Genomic DNA, 14053 nt, shown 5'->3' on the forward strand with positions numbered 1-14053 from the left:
CCCCCGAGAGACAGAAGATCCCTCGCGGTCTCATGCCAGCGCCACCTCGATGGCGCGGGAAGTGCGGACGTTCGCCAGGTAGACCAGCGCGGAGTGCGCCGACCTGCGGGGATTGTCGCAGGGCAGATCCCGGACATCCGGCGAGTACAACGGGGCCAGCTTCTTCACCATGGCCACCGCGTCGTGCCGGGCGGCGATGTTCGTCCACGAGCGGGCCTGCCCCGGCCATCCGAGCGGCCCAGGGCGCTGGAGCAGGCGTCGCCGCACGGGCTCCAACCCCAGGGGTGATCCCAGGGTGATCAGCGCAGGCGGGTTCTCCGGCTCGTTCTCCCGCAGCCACTCGTAGGCGATCACGCTGCCCAGCGAGTGAGCGATGACCACCCGCGGCGACTGCTCCATCACCGCCGACACCTCAGTGTGGACGAGCTTGCGGAAATCGGGGTCGGTCAAGTAGCGGTTGACCTGTTTCACGAACGCGATCGCCCGGCTGTCCCGGCCGTCGAACAGGTCGCTGCGCTGAATCGCCGCCAGGGCGCGCTGGACCATGCCCGGCAGATAGAGCTTGGTCCCCTCGTTGTCGCCGCCCTCGTCCTGTTCGAGCCCGTCGCCGATGGCGATCAGCAACTCCTCCTCAAGGCCCGGGGCGATGTCGATGGCGGCGTATTCCGGCTCTCCGCCGGCCTTGCCGTCGTTGTACTCGTGGCCGTAGAAGGCGCACTCGAGTGACAGTGTTCCGGTGTGCCGACTGCGAATGTTCGCCAGGCCGTCCACGATCGCCGTGTGCCAACTTTGCTGCATCGCCGAGCGCTGTGACCGATGCATGTTGATGCCGTGAATTGCAGCGATGTCGACCATATTCTCCCCAAATGCCCGAACCTTCACCGTCTTGGCCGCCTGGCCCGGCATCAGAATGACATAACCGCAGCGGGTGATCCGGGCCAATATCGCAGTTGTTCAGGGAGGTGCCGACCGGGCCGGACGCGGCGTGACCCGTTCAGGATTCCCTTCGGAACAGGCAGAAGGGGTGGCCGGCGGGATCGAGGTAGATCCGCACGTGGTCCTGGGGCTGGTGGTCCGCGAGCACCGCCCCGGCCGCGGCCGCGTGGGCTCCGGCGGCGTCGAGGTCGTCCACCTCGATGTCCAGGTGCATCATCATCTGCTGCTCCCCCGCAGCGGACGGCCACGTCGGCCGGGCGTAGTCCGGTTCGGTCTGGAACGACAGCCCGGTGCTGTCGTCGGGGGCGCGCAGCGCCACCCAGTCGGGTTCGTCGTCCCTGACCGTCCAGCCGAGCAGCCGCCGGTAGAACGCCGCCAGTGCGCGGGCGTCGGGTGCCCCGAGCACGGTGGCCGTCAAAGTCATCCGCGGTCTGTCGACCATGCTGCCTCCCAGATTCCTCATGCGACGTCCGAAATCGGCGGTAATTGCCAGTCTGGATCACGCCAGCCTTCATCACACGCCTATCCGTAACGTTCCCTTCGAACGATTCACTCGAATAAGGGAACACTTCATGGATCTGCAGCTTTCCGGCCGGATCGCCGTTGTCACCGGCGCTTCCCAGGGCATCGGGCTGGCCGTCACCCGTACCCTCCTCGGCGAAGGCGCCCGCGTGGTGGCCGTCTCGCGGAGCAGCAGCCCCGAGCTGGCGGCGCTCGGCGGCGATCTGCTCCACGTCGCGGCCGACCTGATGGACCCCGAGGCCCCCGCCCGGATCGTGGACCGGGCCGTGCGCGAGTTCGGCGGGCTCGACATCCTGGTGAACAACGCCGGCGGACCGCCGCCCGGCGTCGCGCTGCCGCGCTTCTCGTTCATGGCGCCCACCGACGAGGACTGGCGGGTGATGTTCGAGTTCAACCTGTTCGCGGTCGTACGCGCCATCCGGGCGGCCATCCCGCCGATGCTCGCCCGCGGCGGCGGCTCGATCGTCAACATCTCCTCGGGCAACGCCCGCCTGCCCGCCCCCATGAACGTCGACTACAACGCCGCCAAGGCCGGTCTGAACAACCTGACCAAGGCGCTGTCGGAGGAGTTCGCGCCCCAGGGGATCCGGGTGAACACCGTCTCCCCCGGACCGGTGCGTACGGCGTGGTGGACGAAGAGCGGCGGCGCGGCCGACATCATCGCCGCCCAGGCCGGCACCGACCGCGAGAGCGTCATCACCAAGGTGGCGCCGGACATGATGAAGCTGACGACGGGCCGCCTGGTCGACCCCCAGGAGGTCGCCGACGTGATCGCCCTGCTCGCCTCACCACGCTCGGCCAGCACCACCGGCGCCGACTTCGCCGTCGACGCAGGTTTCCTCAAGCAGGTCTGACTGGGGTTGCCAACCCCAGGCTCGTCCTTCGCCGGGCAGCCCGCGGCCTCGTAATGTGCCTGTGGAAAACCCTCGCAACCGAGAAGGGTCGTCCCATGGCACAGCACCTGTCCGCTCTGGTGACCGACGGGTCCTGGGGCGCCGCAGCGCATCTCGTCACCCGGCGCGGGAGGTGACGGCGTGCCTTCGTCCTTCGACGTGGTGTTCGTCGGCGCCGGGCACAACGCGCTCGTGGCCGCCGCCTACCTGGCCAAGGCCGGCCGCAGCGTGGCACTGCTGGAACGTTCCGAGACACCGGGCGGCTTCGTCCGCAGCGAGGAGCTGACGCTGCCCGGTTTCCTGCACGACACCTACTCCGCGCTCCACCCCGTCCTGGCCCACGGACCGGTCTTCGCCGAGCTCGGCGACGAGCTGTCCGAGCTGGGCCTGCGCTACCTGCAGGGCGGGGTGTCCGCGGGAGCGTCGCTGGCCGACGGCCGCAGCGCGGTCATCCCGACCGATCCCACCGAACTGGCCGCGGAGCTGGACCGCCTGGGCGAGTACGAGGGATGGACGGGGCTGTTCGCCGACCTCGATCAGCACCTCGGCTCGCTCTTCCCGCTGCTGAGCATGGACCTGACCACGCCCGAGGCGGGCGTGTTGCTGGACGGGCTGTACGAGGAGGGCGCCACGAGCGCGCTGCCCTTCCAGGAGCTCGTCACCGGCAGCGCGTTCGACCTGATCACCGACCGGTTCCACACCGAGGAGCTGCGCTCGGCGTTGCTGCCGTGGCCGCTGCACGTGGGCATCGCCCCGCACGACGCCGGCGGCGCCCTGTGGGCTGCGGTGCTCGCGGCCGCGCTGAGCGCGGGCAACCCGGCGCCCGAGGGCGGCAGCGGGCGGCTGGCCACCGTACTGACCGCACTCGTCGAACGGCACGGCGGGACGGTGATCACGGGGGCCGAGGTGGACGAGGTCCTGGTCGGCGGGGGACGCGCCGCCGGCGTGCGCACCACGGACGGCGCGGTGTACACGGCCGCCCATGCCGTCGTCGCCACGGCCGCCCCCGACCAGCTGTACGCCAGGCTCCTGCGTTACGCCCCCGGCATCCCGGCGGGCGTACGCGACCAGGCGGCGCGGTTCCGCTACCGGCGCGGCTGCTTCCAGGTCAACCTGGCGCTGTCCCGCAAGCCGCATTTCACCGATCCCCGCCTCGACCGGGGCGGCGCGGTCAACCTCGGCCACGGCGTCGGCGAGCTGATCAGGTCCGTGCGCCAGGCCGAGGACGGCCTGCTGCCCGGCCATCCCTCCATCTCCTGGCACGAGCCCACCGCGGTCGATCCCGGACGGGCTCCGGCCGGCTCGGCGGTCGTGCGGCTCCAGGTCCTGGAGGCGCCGCTGCGTCCGGTGGGTGACGCCGCCGAGGAGATCGCCGCCGACGGCCGATGGACGGACGAGGTGAGCGAACGGTTCGCCGACCGGGTGGTCGCGGAGGCGAGCCGGCACGTGGCCGGGCTGACCGGCATGATCCTGGCCCGGCACGTGCTCAGCCCCGCGGACCTCGCGGCGGCGAACCCGAACGCCGGGCCGGGCGACGGCACCGCCGGCCACAACGCGCTGACCCAGGGGTTCACCCAGCGGCCGGTGGCGGCTCATCGCGGCGGCTACGCCACCGCCGTGCCCGGCCTCTTCCTGATCGGCGCCGCCGCCTGGCCGGGGCCGGGCGTGAGCGGCGCGTCAGGGCGGGCCGTCGCCCGGCTGCTCCTGTCCTGACGATCTCGTGCCAGGGGTTCCACCGTCCCGTGGAGGCCCGTTCCGGGAGAACGACGCTACGCGATCGGGCCGTCAGGAACGTAAAGTCGATCTCATGAAGATCGGCTGGGAGGAAACCCCATGTTCGGCGTGGGCTGGGCCGAGTTGGTGATTCTCGCCGTCGTGGTGCTGGCGATCGTGATCGTCGTACTGGTCATGCGGTCACGCGACCGGCGCTGACTGTCGCTTCATGCCTCTGTAGCGCCTGAGCAGGGCGGTGATGCCGTCGTGATCGCGTGCGCCGTTCAGCCCCCCATTCAGCCGGTCAACACATTGACGAAAGGCGCGCGTTGTCCATCAAGGGTGTGATGTTCGATTTTTCCGGGACGCTGCTGCGGATCGAGCCGGTGGAGCAGTGGTTGCGGGGCGCCCTGGACGTCCACGGCGGGCTCGACGACTCGGAGATCGCCGCGTGCGCCGACCGTCTGGGGCGCATGGGCGCGCAGCCGGGCGGGCCCACGCCTCATGAGGTGCCCCCGCATCTGGCCGATCTCTGGCGTGACCGCGACCTGACCGATGAGTGCCATCGCGCCTGCTACACGGCGCTGGCCCGCGAGGCCGGGCTTCCCGACCCGGCCCTGGCCGACGCCCTCTACGAGCGCACCTTTCGCCCCGAGGCCTGGCACCCTTATCCGGACACGCACGACGTCCTCGCGGCGCTGCGCCGGCGGGGAGTGCCCACGGCGGTCGTCAGCAACATCGGCTGGGACCTGCGCCCGGTCTTCGCGTTCCACGACCTCACCCAGTACGTCGACGTCTTCGTCCTCTCGTACGAGATCGGCGCGAAGAAGCCCGACCCCCAGATCTTCCACGTCGCGTGTGATGCGCTGGGGCTGTCGCCCGACACCGTCCTCATGGTCGGCGACGACCGCGAGGCCGACACCGGCGCCGCCGCGCTCGGATGCCCGGTGCACCTCGTCGACCCGCTCCCCGTCGGCGCCCGCCCGGACTCCCTGACCCCTGTCCTCGACCTGCTCGGCGGCTAGGGTTCCCGCCATGCCCGAACTGGAGCGGCTGCGCTGGCAGCTGGATGTGTCCTGGTCGCTGCTGTCCTTGCACCTGAAGCACGTCAGCGACGAAGAAGCTCTCTGGGAGCCGGCCTCCAACTGCTGGAGCGTTCGCCGGCGGCCGGACGGCACCTGGGCGGCGGACTGGGCGGCGGACTGGGCCGTGCCGGAGCCCGAGCCGATCCCGGCGTTGTCCGTCGGATGGGTGATGTGGCACATCGGCTTCTGGTGGAGCCACGCCCACACCCAGTGCTTCGGAAAACCCGATGCGGCGCTCGATTGGTCGCAAGCCGCCGCCCTGACCCCGTGGCCCGGCGACGTGGCCTCGGCGGTCAGCTGGCTGAACGAATGTCACGTCCAGTGGACCACCGCCCTGGACGCACTGAGCGAGGCGGACCTGGACTCCACCGAACGAACCGGTTGGTTCGCCGACGGCTCCCTCCCCCTCGGCCACGTGTTCGCCTGGGCCAACCTCGAACTGATGAAGAACGCCGCCGAAATCGGCGCAGTGCGCCATCTGCGAAACGCCGATCGCACCTGACCGGCTCGGCGTGGTTGACGCGGCCGGGTGCGGCGTCCACGAGGGTGATCTCGTGGGCGCCGCACCGTGGTGCTACCCGGCTAGGACATGAGCGCGACGATCGCCTCAATGTCGTCGCCTTGCACCGGGTCGTCGGCGACCCGGTTGGGGCGGACGAAGCCGCAGACGACGCACCGGTGGACCAGCACGAGTCCCTTGCCGGCGCGGTGCTCTGCACGCTCGGGGCGCATCATTCCGCGACAGGCCGAGGCCCGGTCGCCGGGAGCGAGGTCGACGTGCTTGGACCACAGGCACGCCGGACAGTGGTTGCGGTAGCTCCCGTTGGTCAGCGGTGCGACGCTCGCTCCGCAGTTCTCGCACGTGAAGCCCTGGTTCTGGGCGGACCTGCTGATGGCTCTGCCTCCGGATCGAAGAAGTGATCTTCAATCGGAGTGCAGGGTTCCGTTCGTTCTCGCTGCTCGTCCGCGCTTGGCGTTCGGGCAGCTCCCAGGCTTGACGCGGGCGAGGGACCGGTTCACCGCCGTTCCCCCTCCTCAGAGGTCGGCGATTACTTCCGCTTCCTGCTTCATCGGGGCGTCTCTCAGCCGCCGGATCCGGACCTCGACCGGGTTTCGGTGGATTGTCCCGGTCACTGTCAGCCGAGCCTCCTCAGCTGCCAGCGGTAGGTGTCGTCCCGCGCTCACTGGCGTCGGCGCCGTCCCCTGTGATCAGAGCGCTGCCGGCACCGCCCTGTCCGGTCGGCGCATCACCCCTCCTTCGACGTCGGCGGCATTCTCGCCGATCACAGCACGCCGGATCGGCCACGACAACACGATTTCCGGGCTTCAGGCTGCGGCGGTCACGGATGCAGGACGAACGGCGACGTCAGGCGTCGAGGACGGCCGGGGCGTCGTCAGGCGTCGAGGACGGCCGGGGCGTCGTCGGCGCGGTCCAGCCACTCGGACAGCAGGGCGCGCTCGGCGTCGGTGAGCATCGGCAGCTTCGGGGCGAGGGCCCGGAACGCGACCGTCGCCGCGGTCGTGCCGTCGACGGCGAGCGCCGGCGCGTCGGTGAGGACCACCCGCATCACCGCTTCGTACATCGCGTCGGCGAGCTCGAGATCCCGGTCGGCCGGCGGGATGGACAGCAGGGTGAGGACGGCGCCCGTGCCGGCGGCGTGGATGAGCTCGACGGCGCGCCGTTCGGTGACCCGCAGCCGCCCGATCGCCGCGACGCGGTGCACCCGGCCGCGCAGGACCTCCAGCCCGGCGACCGCCGCCGGTGAATGGGTCGTACGGCTGGGATCGGTGAGCAGCCCGAACAGCGCCGGGTTGGCGAGACCGAAGCCGATATGCGTCTCCCACCCGGCCCGGAGATCCGCCACCGGGTCGTCACCGGCCTCGGCGAGCGCCTTCTCGGCGACGTAGGCGGTGAAGACGTGCTCGGCGACGGCGTCGAGCAGCGCGTCCTTGTCCTCGAAGAACCGGTAGATGGTCGGCGCCTGCATGCCGGCCGCCTGCGCGACCGCGCGGGTGGTGACCGCGGCTGCGCCCTGCTCGCGCAGGAGTCGTGCAGCGACCTCGACGATCCTCACTCGCGCCTCGTGTCTGCCGGCGCTCCCTGACCTGGCCTCGACCATGCTGCCAAGGGTAACGCACACTTGCTATCGATGTTGCTAACACTGTTAATATCAGCGGTTACAACACCGAATGAAGGGTCCACATCATGATCGTCATCACGGGCGCAACCGGCCTGCTCGGCTCCCAGATCGTCGAGCGGCTTGTCCAGAGGTTCCCGGCCGGCCAGGTCGGCGTCAGCGTTCGCGACACCGACCGCGCCGCCGACCTCGCCGCACGCGGGGTGCGGGTGCGGCGCGGCGACTTCACCGACCCGCGCTCCCTCGCCACCGCCTTCGAGGGCGCCACGCAGGTGCTCATCGTCTCGACGAACCAGAGCGGCGAGGCAGCCGTCGCCCAGCACGTCGCGGCCGTCGAAGCCGCGCGCGACGCCGGCGCGAGGCGCATCCTCTACACGAGCCACCAGGGCGCCGCCGAGGATTCGCTCTTCGCGCCCATGCCCGACCACGCCGCCACCGAGGGCTACCTGTCGAAGACGGGCACGCCGTTCACGGCGCTCAGGAACGGCTTCTACGCCGACACCGTCCGCCTCCTGCTCGGCCAGGCGCTGGAGACCGGCGAGCTGGTCGCGCCGGCCGACGGCCCCGTCTCGTGGACCGCGCACGCCGACCTCGCCGAAGCGGCGGCGATCATCCTGGCCGACGAGGGCCGGTTCGACGGCCCGACCCCGCCGCTGACCGCGCCGGTCGCCCTCGACCTTCAGGACGTCGCCGGCATCCTCACCGAACTCACCGGACGCGTCATCCGCCGCGTCGTCGCCGACGACGCCGAGTGGACGGCCACCTTGGCCGCCCACGGCGTACCGGCGGATCGGGCCGACATGCTGCTCGGCATGTTCCACGCATCCCGCCGCGGCGAGTTCGCCACCACCGGCCCCGACCTCGAGAGCCTCCTCCAGCGCCCGGCCACCCCGCTCCGCTCGATCCTGGAGGAAGCCGTCACCCGGCGCTGACCATGGTTCACGCTCCGAGCGGGATGGGCTCGACCGCGTCGAGCAGCGCCAGATCTTCGGCGTCGAGGGTGAGGGCGCCGACCGCGAGGTTCTCGTCCAGGTGGGCGATCGAGCTGGTGCCGGGGATGAGAAGCATCCGCTCGTACCGTGCGAGCAGCCAGGCGAGTGCGACCTGCGTCGGGGTGATGCCGTGCTTGTTCGCGACCGCGCTCACGTGCGGGTCGGCGGCTAGATACTTCGGGCCGCCACTGCCGTATGCCGATCCCAGCGGGAAGTACGGGACGAACGCGATGGCGTGCTCGCGGCACAGCTCCAGGATGGCGTCGTCGGCGCGGTTCAGGATGCTGTACGCGTTCTGCACGGCGACAATGCCGGCCATGTTGATCGCGGCCCGGACGGTGTCCGCGTTCGCGTTCGAGACGCCGATCATGTCGATCTTGCCCTCGTCGCGGAGTTCGGCGAGGGCGCCGAGCTGGTCGGCCAGCGGCGGCTCCGTGCCGTCCGGGATGTCTCGCTCGAACCGGCGCAGGTTCACCAGGTCCAGCCGCTCGACCTGCAATGAGCGCAGGTTCTGTTCCACCTGGCGCTTGAGGTCGGCCGGTTCGCCGCTGGGCAGCCAGGCGCCCTGCTCGTCGCGGACGGCACCGACCTTGGTCGCCAGCCGCAAGCTCTCCGGGTAGGGGTGCAGCGCCTCACGGATGAGGTCGTTGACGACGTCGGGGCCGTAGAACTGGGCGGTGTCGATGTGGTCGACCCCGTGCGCGACGGCGTGACGCAGCACGGCCTTGGCGGCCTCCGGATCGGCCGGCGGGCCGAAGCTGTTGGGGCCGGAGAGCTGCATGGCTCCGAAGCCGACACGGTGAACGGGCTTGTTGCCGAGGAAGGAGGAAATGCTCATGGGTCAACTGTGGTGCGTGGCCGGCGCCACAACCAGAGAACTCCTTTCGGTAGGAATGACAGTCCCACCTTCCGGACGTGGGAGCGGTCATCGGCAGGCCGAGCGCAGCGCCTTTCATCATGAGAGCCGAAACTGTCGCTGACGGACTCTATGCTTCCCGCCCATGAGCGGAAACGAAACTCCTGTCGTGCAGATCAAGCGGATGGATGTGGAGGTGGAGGACTGCGGCCAGATCCATCTCCTGGACAATGGAGGCGAGGGGTCAGACGACTTCCCCTCCCATTCCGTCGGGCTCATCGCGATGGAGGGGAGAGGCTTCGCCAGCATGCATATCGCCCTTCAATGGGGAGTGATTCCCTTCACGGTGGCCGTCGCCGATCGAGACCCGGGCGCTGACCTCGACGGCTACGAGGACATCGTGGAGATCGGTTTCGAGTCGCCGTCGGGCGAGGCATTCCTGGCCGGATGGGCGATGGATTGGAATGAGGACAAGGTCTACAGCCTTCGTCTGCCTGCCGGCCCGGGGAAATACCGCTTGCGATATCACGCCCGAGGAATGGACGAAGAGAGCTATCGCGTAGACGACTACTACCTTCAGATATGGCCCGCACCTCAACAGGATCCCGCCGTGCTGAAAACCACAAGCCAGTTCTCCCGGTACTTACTGGACCTTTCCCAGTGAGCCTTGATCACGCTGCCCCTTGCTGATCGGCTCGATCGCCACTGTGTCCAGCGCGCTGGGCAGGGCGGCGACGTCGGGGAGTCGCCGACGAGTTCTCCGATCAGGTGGAGGGCGCGGGCCTGTCCTCACCGGCCGCGACCGCGGGGCCGGGTCCTTCATGGGCGTCGCACATCTTCGTGAACCGCGGTCAGAAGGTGGCGATCGGGTTGACCGGGCTGCCGGACGTACCCGCGAAGCGGACCGGCGCGACTGCGAGGTGGAAGTCCCACTGGCCGAGCTCGGCAGCCGTCGCCGCGCACGCCTCCAGGTCGCAGTTGTCGAGCATCCACAGACCCATGGCGACGAGGCTCACGGCGTGAACCGGCATCAACACGTCTTCGTACCCCGACGGCTGAACGTCCTGGGGGGTGTCAGCGCCGATCAGTGCGACCTCCCGTTCATGCAGCCACGGCAGGCAGGACGCATGCCAGCCGGCCTGCGTGAAGCCGCCGGCCGCACCGGTCTCGTGCCGGGCGCGGCCATAGCCGGTTCGCAGGAGTACCGCGTCGCCGGATCGCACCCGCACGCCCTGGCGACGCTCGGCCTCCTCGAGATCGTCGGGAAACACCCCTTGCCCCGGTTCCAACCACGGCACATCCCGCACGCTCGCGATGTCCAGCAGGACGCCACGCGTGATGATCCCGTTCGCCGCCGCCGTGACGGACGCCCACGCCGATCCCGTCGCGGCGTCGACCAGCGAGTGCGACCGCCCGTTGTACATCGTGCCGTCCCAGAAGATGTGGCACGGCGAGTCGACGTGGGTGAGGGTGTTGCCGTGGAACGTGACGCCGAGCCGCTCGGACGAAAAGCCCCAGCGCCGGTCGTTGCGGAATCCGGGCGCCGGCATGTGCTCGGCACCCGGCATGTCGGCGGCGCACGGGCACGTCGTCGTCGACCGCTCCATGTCTTCCGGTGCGGCAACCTCCCATGCGCACGACACGCTCCTGCCGTGGCGCACGGCCCGTGCCGCCGCCAGCCGGACGTCGTCGGTGATGTGGTTCAAAGTGCCGAGCTCGTCGTCGTCGCCCCACCGTCCCCAGTTCGACAGCGTGTTGAAGTACCCGAGCACGTCGTCCTGTGTAGGCATCGGCCGCCCTGCCGTCATCCCAGCATCGACTCCTCCGGTCACGTGGTTCGAGCCACCGCAGGCACGGTATCCCACCCTCTCCTTTGATATGACGTCGCCGGGGGCAAACGTTCACTGGACCCTAAGGCCCTGAAACGCACCGGATCGCGCCGCGGCGTCCAGGACGAAGCGGTAGACGATCGAGTCTCGCCGATGGAAGCCGGCGCGTTCGTACAGGCGGTTCGCGGCCTGCCTGGAGGGGCGTGAGGTGAGGTCGACGGTTCGGGCTCCTGCCTGTCTCGCCAGGGCGAGGGCACGGTCCGTCAGCGCCGCCGCGACGCCGCGCCCGCGAGCGCGCTCGTCCACCACCACGTCCTCGATGCGCGCACGCAGGCCGGAGGGCAGCGGGAAGGTGACCAGGGTCAGAGTGCCCACGATCTCTCCCTGAACGCGAGCGATCAGCACCGTGTTCGACGAGAAGGCCAGCAGCCGGGCGACGGCCTCGTGATCGAGCGCTTTCGCGGTCGTCGACAGTTGGGGCAGAAGCCGGCCGAGCGCGGCCACGACATCAGGGGCCGCCTCGCGTGCGATCTCCACCTCGACGCTCATGATCCCGACCTTATCGATCCGCCGGCCATCGGCTTCCGACCACGAGGGGTGCCGTGCCGGACTCGTTATGGGATGACGTGAAACTGCTCTTCGAGCCTCACATCAACGGGCGGTTGCCCGACGTGGTCGTGGAAGGAACGACCGTCGAGGACTGGCAGGCGGTGCTCGACGGTCGATCTCGTCGAGCTCAACTTCGATGCCAGTCGTCCATGACGATGACGGGGGCGTCTTCGACGTCGAGCCAGTAACTTTCGATGCCCATCCCGGTCTGCGCCTCGACGAAGGCGAACGCCGCGCTGCGTTTGCCTCGGTGATCCTCCGGGTCCAGGCCGTCGAGCATGGCGCGGAAATCAGCCAGAACGCTCGGATCGCCCTCCCCCGTGGCGTGCTCGGTGAAGATGAAATTGCGCATCTGCGCCCTGACCCGGCCGTCGGCCGCGTAGAGGATCGTGTAGCCGCCGTTGAAGTGCCAGGTCGTCATCCACACGCGTGACTCCTTGCTGAGCTCGGCAAGGATGTGGTCGGCCGGGGCGAAGCCGTGCGAGAACTCCAGGAAGCCGTAGGCCCCTTCGCCCTCGTGGACGAAGAACACGGGCTGCTCCTCCTCGAAGGCCTCCTCCCTGGGGTACGTCATGACCCGCTCTTCGGGGTCACGGCCGCCGTTGAGCCGCCACAGGAGATCGTCCGCTGTGGTCTCTTCGTCGAGTGGCCGCACGACGATCCAGCAGAGCGCGTCCTCGAACCACTGCTGCTGCTGGAAGAGCCGGCGATAGTGATCGATCACACGCCGATAGTCGCAGAAGCCACCGACAGAGAACCCACCGACGAGGCGGCTGCCCGCGCCGAGCCGCCGCCCGCCGTAGCAGACGAACGATCACGGGAAACGGGGCGGCCGTTTCTCGAGGAAGGCCTCGACGCCTTCGGCGTATTCGGGGCTGGCGTAGGAGGCGTCGTACAGCGCCAGGACCGCGTCGTCGTCCGCGTGCTGACCGTTCAGGATGCGGTCGATGATCTCTTTGCTGCCGCGCACCGACACCTGGGCCCGGCTCGCGGTGATCTCCGCCAGCTCGTACGCCCGGGCGAGCAGCCGCTCCGCCGGGTGCACCTCGTTGACCAGGCCGATCCGCAACGCCGTGGCCGCGTCGAGGTGGTCGCCGGTGTAGAGGATCTGCCGGGCCCACGCCGGCCCGACGGCGTCGACCAGCTGTTTGGTGGACGTCAGGCTGTAGACGATGCCGAGTTTGGCCGGAGTGATCCCGAATCGGGCGTCTTCCGAGGCGACGCGCAGGTCGCAGGCGAGCGCCAGCTCACAACCGCCCCCCAGGCAGAACCCGGCCACGGCGGCGATCGTGGGCTTGGGCAGGGTGGCGAGCGCGCGTTCTGCGGTGTGCACGATCTCGCTGTAGCGGCGCGCCGCCGCCGCTCCGCGCCGGTGCGTCTCGAACTCGCCGATGTCCGCGCCCGCGGAGAAGTGTTCGTTCCCGCGTACGACGAGCACGCGGACACCGTCGTCGGCGGCCACCTCCTGGACCAGGGAGGGGAGCGCCGACCACATCTCCACGTTCATGGCGTTGCGTTTGGCCGGCCGGTCGATCGTCAGCGTGGCGATCGGCCCGCGGGTGTCCAGCCGCAGGTGAGGGGTCATCGTCCGAGCCCGGTGGAGCTGAGCCCGCGCGCCCGCGGGTCGCGTCTGTCCCACCGGTCGAGCTCGACGGCGGCGAGGAAGTCGAGGACGGCCCGGTTGAACGTGTCCGGCTCCTCCAGGTTGACGGTGTGCCCAGTCTTGGGCAGCACCAGCAGGCCCGCGCGCGGCATGGTGCGCTTGAGCATGAGGTCCGGTTCCAGGCAGCCCTCGTCCTCGTCGCCCGCGATGATCAGGGCGGGGATGTCGACCACGGCCAGTCTGTCGGCGAGCTCGTAGAGCGGCGGGCGCTCGCGTTGCACGCTCAGCTGGGTGTTCGCCGAGCCGGTCGCGGAGTGCTCCGCCAGGTGGCCGGCGAATTCGCGCCAGCGGAGCGGGTCCTTGTTCGCCAGCTGCACGCGGGTGGGCCCGAGCGCGTAACGTTCGGCCACCGCCGCCATGCCCTCGCCGCGCAGCGACTGCGCGAGGTGCTCGCATTCCGCGCGGAACTCGCCGCGCCGGTCGGGAAGCGAGCCCCATCCGCAGGCCGCCACCACCATGGAACGGACCCGCTCCGGGTGGTCCAGCCCCAGGTGCAGCGCGCAGAACCCGCCCATCGAGAGCCCCACCACGTGGGCCCGCTCGACCTCCAGCGCGTCGAGCACGGCGATCGCGTCCGCGACGGCGTGCCGCTGGCTGTAGTCGGCCGGATCCTCCGGCACATCGGACGGAGGGTAGCCGCGGGCGTTGTACGTGATGCAGCGGTACCGCCGGGAAAGGGCGCTGACCTGCGGCGCCCAGCCACGGTGGTCGCCGGCGAACTCGTGGACGAACAGCACGGCCGCGCCGGTGCCGTGTTCCTCCGCGTAGAGCTCGATGCCGTCAGGCGTTCGGACCATGACCATGTCTGCTGTCCCTC

General features: G+C 69.9%; 16 protein-coding genes. 6 read left to right on the forward strand and 10 right to left on the reverse strand.

Annotated features, from left to right (window positions below):
• Window positions 1-30: 30 nt before the first annotated feature.
• Together ACIBP6_RS39235 and ACIBP6_RS39240 are read right to left on the reverse strand one after the other, a co-directional pair.
• Window positions 31-942 carry a hypothetical protein gene (locus tag ACIBP6_RS39235; RefSeq protein WP_397059286.1) on the reverse strand — a complete coding sequence of 304 codons (912 nt, stop codon included), beginning with the start codon at window positions 940-942 and terminating at the stop codon, window positions 31-33.
• 52 nt (window positions 943-994) lie between these two features.
• The gene (locus tag ACIBP6_RS39240) at window positions 995-1378 is read right to left on the reverse strand and encodes a VOC family protein (RefSeq protein WP_397059287.1); all 384 of its coding nucleotides are present in this window, start codon (window positions 1376-1378) and stop codon (window positions 995-997) included.
• A 130-nt stretch (window positions 1379-1508) separates the two neighbouring features.
• On the opposite strand from ACIBP6_RS39240, the gene ACIBP6_RS39245 reads away from it, so the two are divergent.
• The 4 genes from ACIBP6_RS39245 (at window position 1509) to ACIBP6_RS39260 (ending at window position 5651) form a co-directional block, all read left to right on the forward strand.
• Window positions 1509-2312, forward strand: a complete 804-nt coding sequence (locus ACIBP6_RS39245) for an SDR family NAD(P)-dependent oxidoreductase (RefSeq protein ID WP_397059289.1) — start codon at window positions 1509-1511, stop codon at window positions 2310-2312.
• Window positions 2313-2492: 180 nt separating this feature from the next.
• Window positions 2493-4064: a phytoene desaturase family protein gene (locus tag ACIBP6_RS39250; protein ID WP_397059291.1), complete on the forward strand. Its 1572-nt coding sequence runs from the start codon at window positions 2493-2495 to the stop codon at window positions 4062-4064.
• A gap of 347 nt (window positions 4065-4411) precedes the next feature.
• Window positions 4412-5089, forward strand: coding sequence for an HAD family hydrolase (locus ACIBP6_RS39255; protein ID WP_397059292.1), 678 nt, complete (start codon window positions 4412-4414; stop codon window positions 5087-5089).
• 10 nt (window positions 5090-5099) lie between these two features.
• On the forward strand, window positions 5100-5651 hold the full coding sequence (locus ACIBP6_RS39260; RefSeq protein WP_397059294.1) for a DinB family protein: 552 nt from the start codon (window positions 5100-5102) through the stop codon (window positions 5649-5651).
• Window positions 5652-5731: 80 nt separating this feature from the next.
• Here ACIBP6_RS39260 and ACIBP6_RS39265 read toward each other — a convergent pair whose 3' ends face one another.
• Window positions 5732-6043, reverse strand: a complete 312-nt coding sequence (locus ACIBP6_RS39265) for an RNHCP domain-containing protein (protein WP_397060266.1) — start codon at window positions 6041-6043, stop codon at window positions 5732-5734.
• A 500-nt stretch (window positions 6044-6543) separates the two neighbouring features.
• Window positions 6544-7224, reverse strand: a complete 681-nt coding sequence (locus tag ACIBP6_RS39270) for a TetR/AcrR family transcriptional regulator (protein WP_397059296.1) — start codon at window positions 7222-7224, stop codon at window positions 6544-6546.
• Between the two features lie 131 nt (window positions 7225-7355).
• On the opposite strand from ACIBP6_RS39270, the gene ACIBP6_RS39275 reads away from it, so the two are divergent.
• Complete coding sequence (locus ACIBP6_RS39275) at window positions 7356-8219, forward strand: NmrA family NAD(P)-binding protein (RefSeq protein ID WP_397059298.1); 864 nt, start codon at window positions 7356-7358, stop codon at window positions 8217-8219.
• Between the two features lie 7 nt (window positions 8220-8226).
• On the opposite strand, the gene ACIBP6_RS39280 is transcribed toward ACIBP6_RS39275, so the two are convergent.
• Window positions 8227-9117 (reverse strand): aldo/keto reductase, encoded by an 891-nt coding sequence (locus tag ACIBP6_RS39280; RefSeq protein ID WP_397059300.1) that lies wholly within the window; start codon window positions 9115-9117, stop codon window positions 8227-8229.
• A gap of 163 nt (window positions 9118-9280) precedes the next feature.
• On the opposite strand from ACIBP6_RS39280, the gene ACIBP6_RS39285 reads away from it, so the two are divergent.
• Window positions 9281-9799: a hypothetical protein gene (locus tag ACIBP6_RS39285; RefSeq protein WP_397059301.1), complete on the forward strand. Its 519-nt coding sequence runs from the start codon at window positions 9281-9283 to the stop codon at window positions 9797-9799.
• 187 nt (window positions 9800-9986) lie between these two features.
• Here the strand turns inward: ACIBP6_RS39285 and ACIBP6_RS39290 are convergent, their stop codons facing one another.
• The 5 genes from ACIBP6_RS39290 to ACIBP6_RS39310 form a co-directional block, all read right to left on the reverse strand.
• A complete protein-coding gene (locus ACIBP6_RS39290; protein WP_397059303.1) occupies window positions 9987-10907 on the reverse strand; it encodes a cyclase family protein in 921 nt (306 codons plus the stop codon).
• Between the two features lie 129 nt (window positions 10908-11036).
• Entirely contained in the window at window positions 11037-11513 is a 477-nt protein-coding gene (locus ACIBP6_RS39295) for a GNAT family N-acetyltransferase (RefSeq protein WP_397059305.1), read from the reverse strand.
• Window positions 11514-11700: 187 nt separating this feature from the next.
• Entirely contained in the window at window positions 11701-12297 is a 597-nt protein-coding gene (locus ACIBP6_RS39300; RefSeq protein WP_397059307.1) for a hypothetical protein, read from the reverse strand.
• A gap of 90 nt (window positions 12298-12387) precedes the next feature.
• A complete protein-coding gene (locus ACIBP6_RS39305) occupies window positions 12388-13158 on the reverse strand; it encodes an enoyl-CoA hydratase/isomerase family protein (RefSeq protein WP_397059308.1) in 771 nt (256 codons plus the stop codon).
• Complete coding sequence (locus ACIBP6_RS39310; RefSeq protein ID WP_397059310.1) at window positions 13155-14039, reverse strand: alpha/beta fold hydrolase; 885 nt, start codon at window positions 14037-14039, stop codon at window positions 13155-13157. Before ACIBP6_RS39310 ends, ACIBP6_RS39305 begins: the two co-directional genes overlap by 4 nt.
• Between the last annotated feature and the right edge of the window lie 14 nt (window positions 14040-14053).

Source organism: Nonomuraea terrae (genome assembly GCF_044465245.1).
GTDB lineage: Bacteria > Actinomycetota > Actinomycetes > Streptosporangiales > Streptosporangiaceae > Nonomuraea > Nonomuraea terrae.

Excerpts from the sequence above, each read along its gene's own strand:
- ACIBP6_RS39295 (WP_397059305.1), bottom strand. The coding sequence starts at position 11,513 with ATGAGCGTCGAGGTGGAGATCGCACGCGAGGCGGCCCCTGATGTCGTG.
- ACIBP6_RS39310 (WP_397059310.1), bottom strand. The coding sequence starts at position 14,039 with ATGGTCATGGTCCGAACGCCTGACGGCATCGAGCTCTACGCGGAGGAA.
- ACIBP6_RS39255 (WP_397059292.1), top strand. The coding sequence starts at position 4,412 with ATGTTCGATTTTTCCGGGACGCTGCTGCGGATCGAGCCGGTGGAGCAG.
- ACIBP6_RS39245 (WP_397059289.1), top strand. The coding sequence starts at position 1,509 with ATGGATCTGCAGCTTTCCGGCCGGATCGCCGTTGTCACCGGCGCTTCC.
- ACIBP6_RS39240 (WP_397059287.1), bottom strand. The coding sequence starts at position 1,378 with ATGGTCGACAGACCGCGGATGACTTTGACGGCCACCGTGCTCGGGGCA.
- ACIBP6_RS39260 (WP_397059294.1), top strand. The coding sequence starts at position 5,100 with ATGCCCGAACTGGAGCGGCTGCGCTGGCAGCTGGATGTGTCCTGGTCG.
- ACIBP6_RS39305 (WP_397059308.1), bottom strand. The coding sequence starts at position 13,158 with ATGACCCCTCACCTGCGGCTGGACACCCGCGGGCCGATCGCCACGCTG.
- ACIBP6_RS39285 (WP_397059301.1), top strand. The coding sequence starts at position 9,281 with ATGAGCGGAAACGAAACTCCTGTCGTGCAGATCAAGCGGATGGATGTG.
- ACIBP6_RS39280 (WP_397059300.1), bottom strand. The coding sequence starts at position 9,117 with ATGAGCATTTCCTCCTTCCTCGGCAACAAGCCCGTTCACCGTGTCGGC.
- ACIBP6_RS39275 (WP_397059298.1), top strand. The coding sequence starts at position 7,356 with ATGATCGTCATCACGGGCGCAACCGGCCTGCTCGGCTCCCAGATCGTC.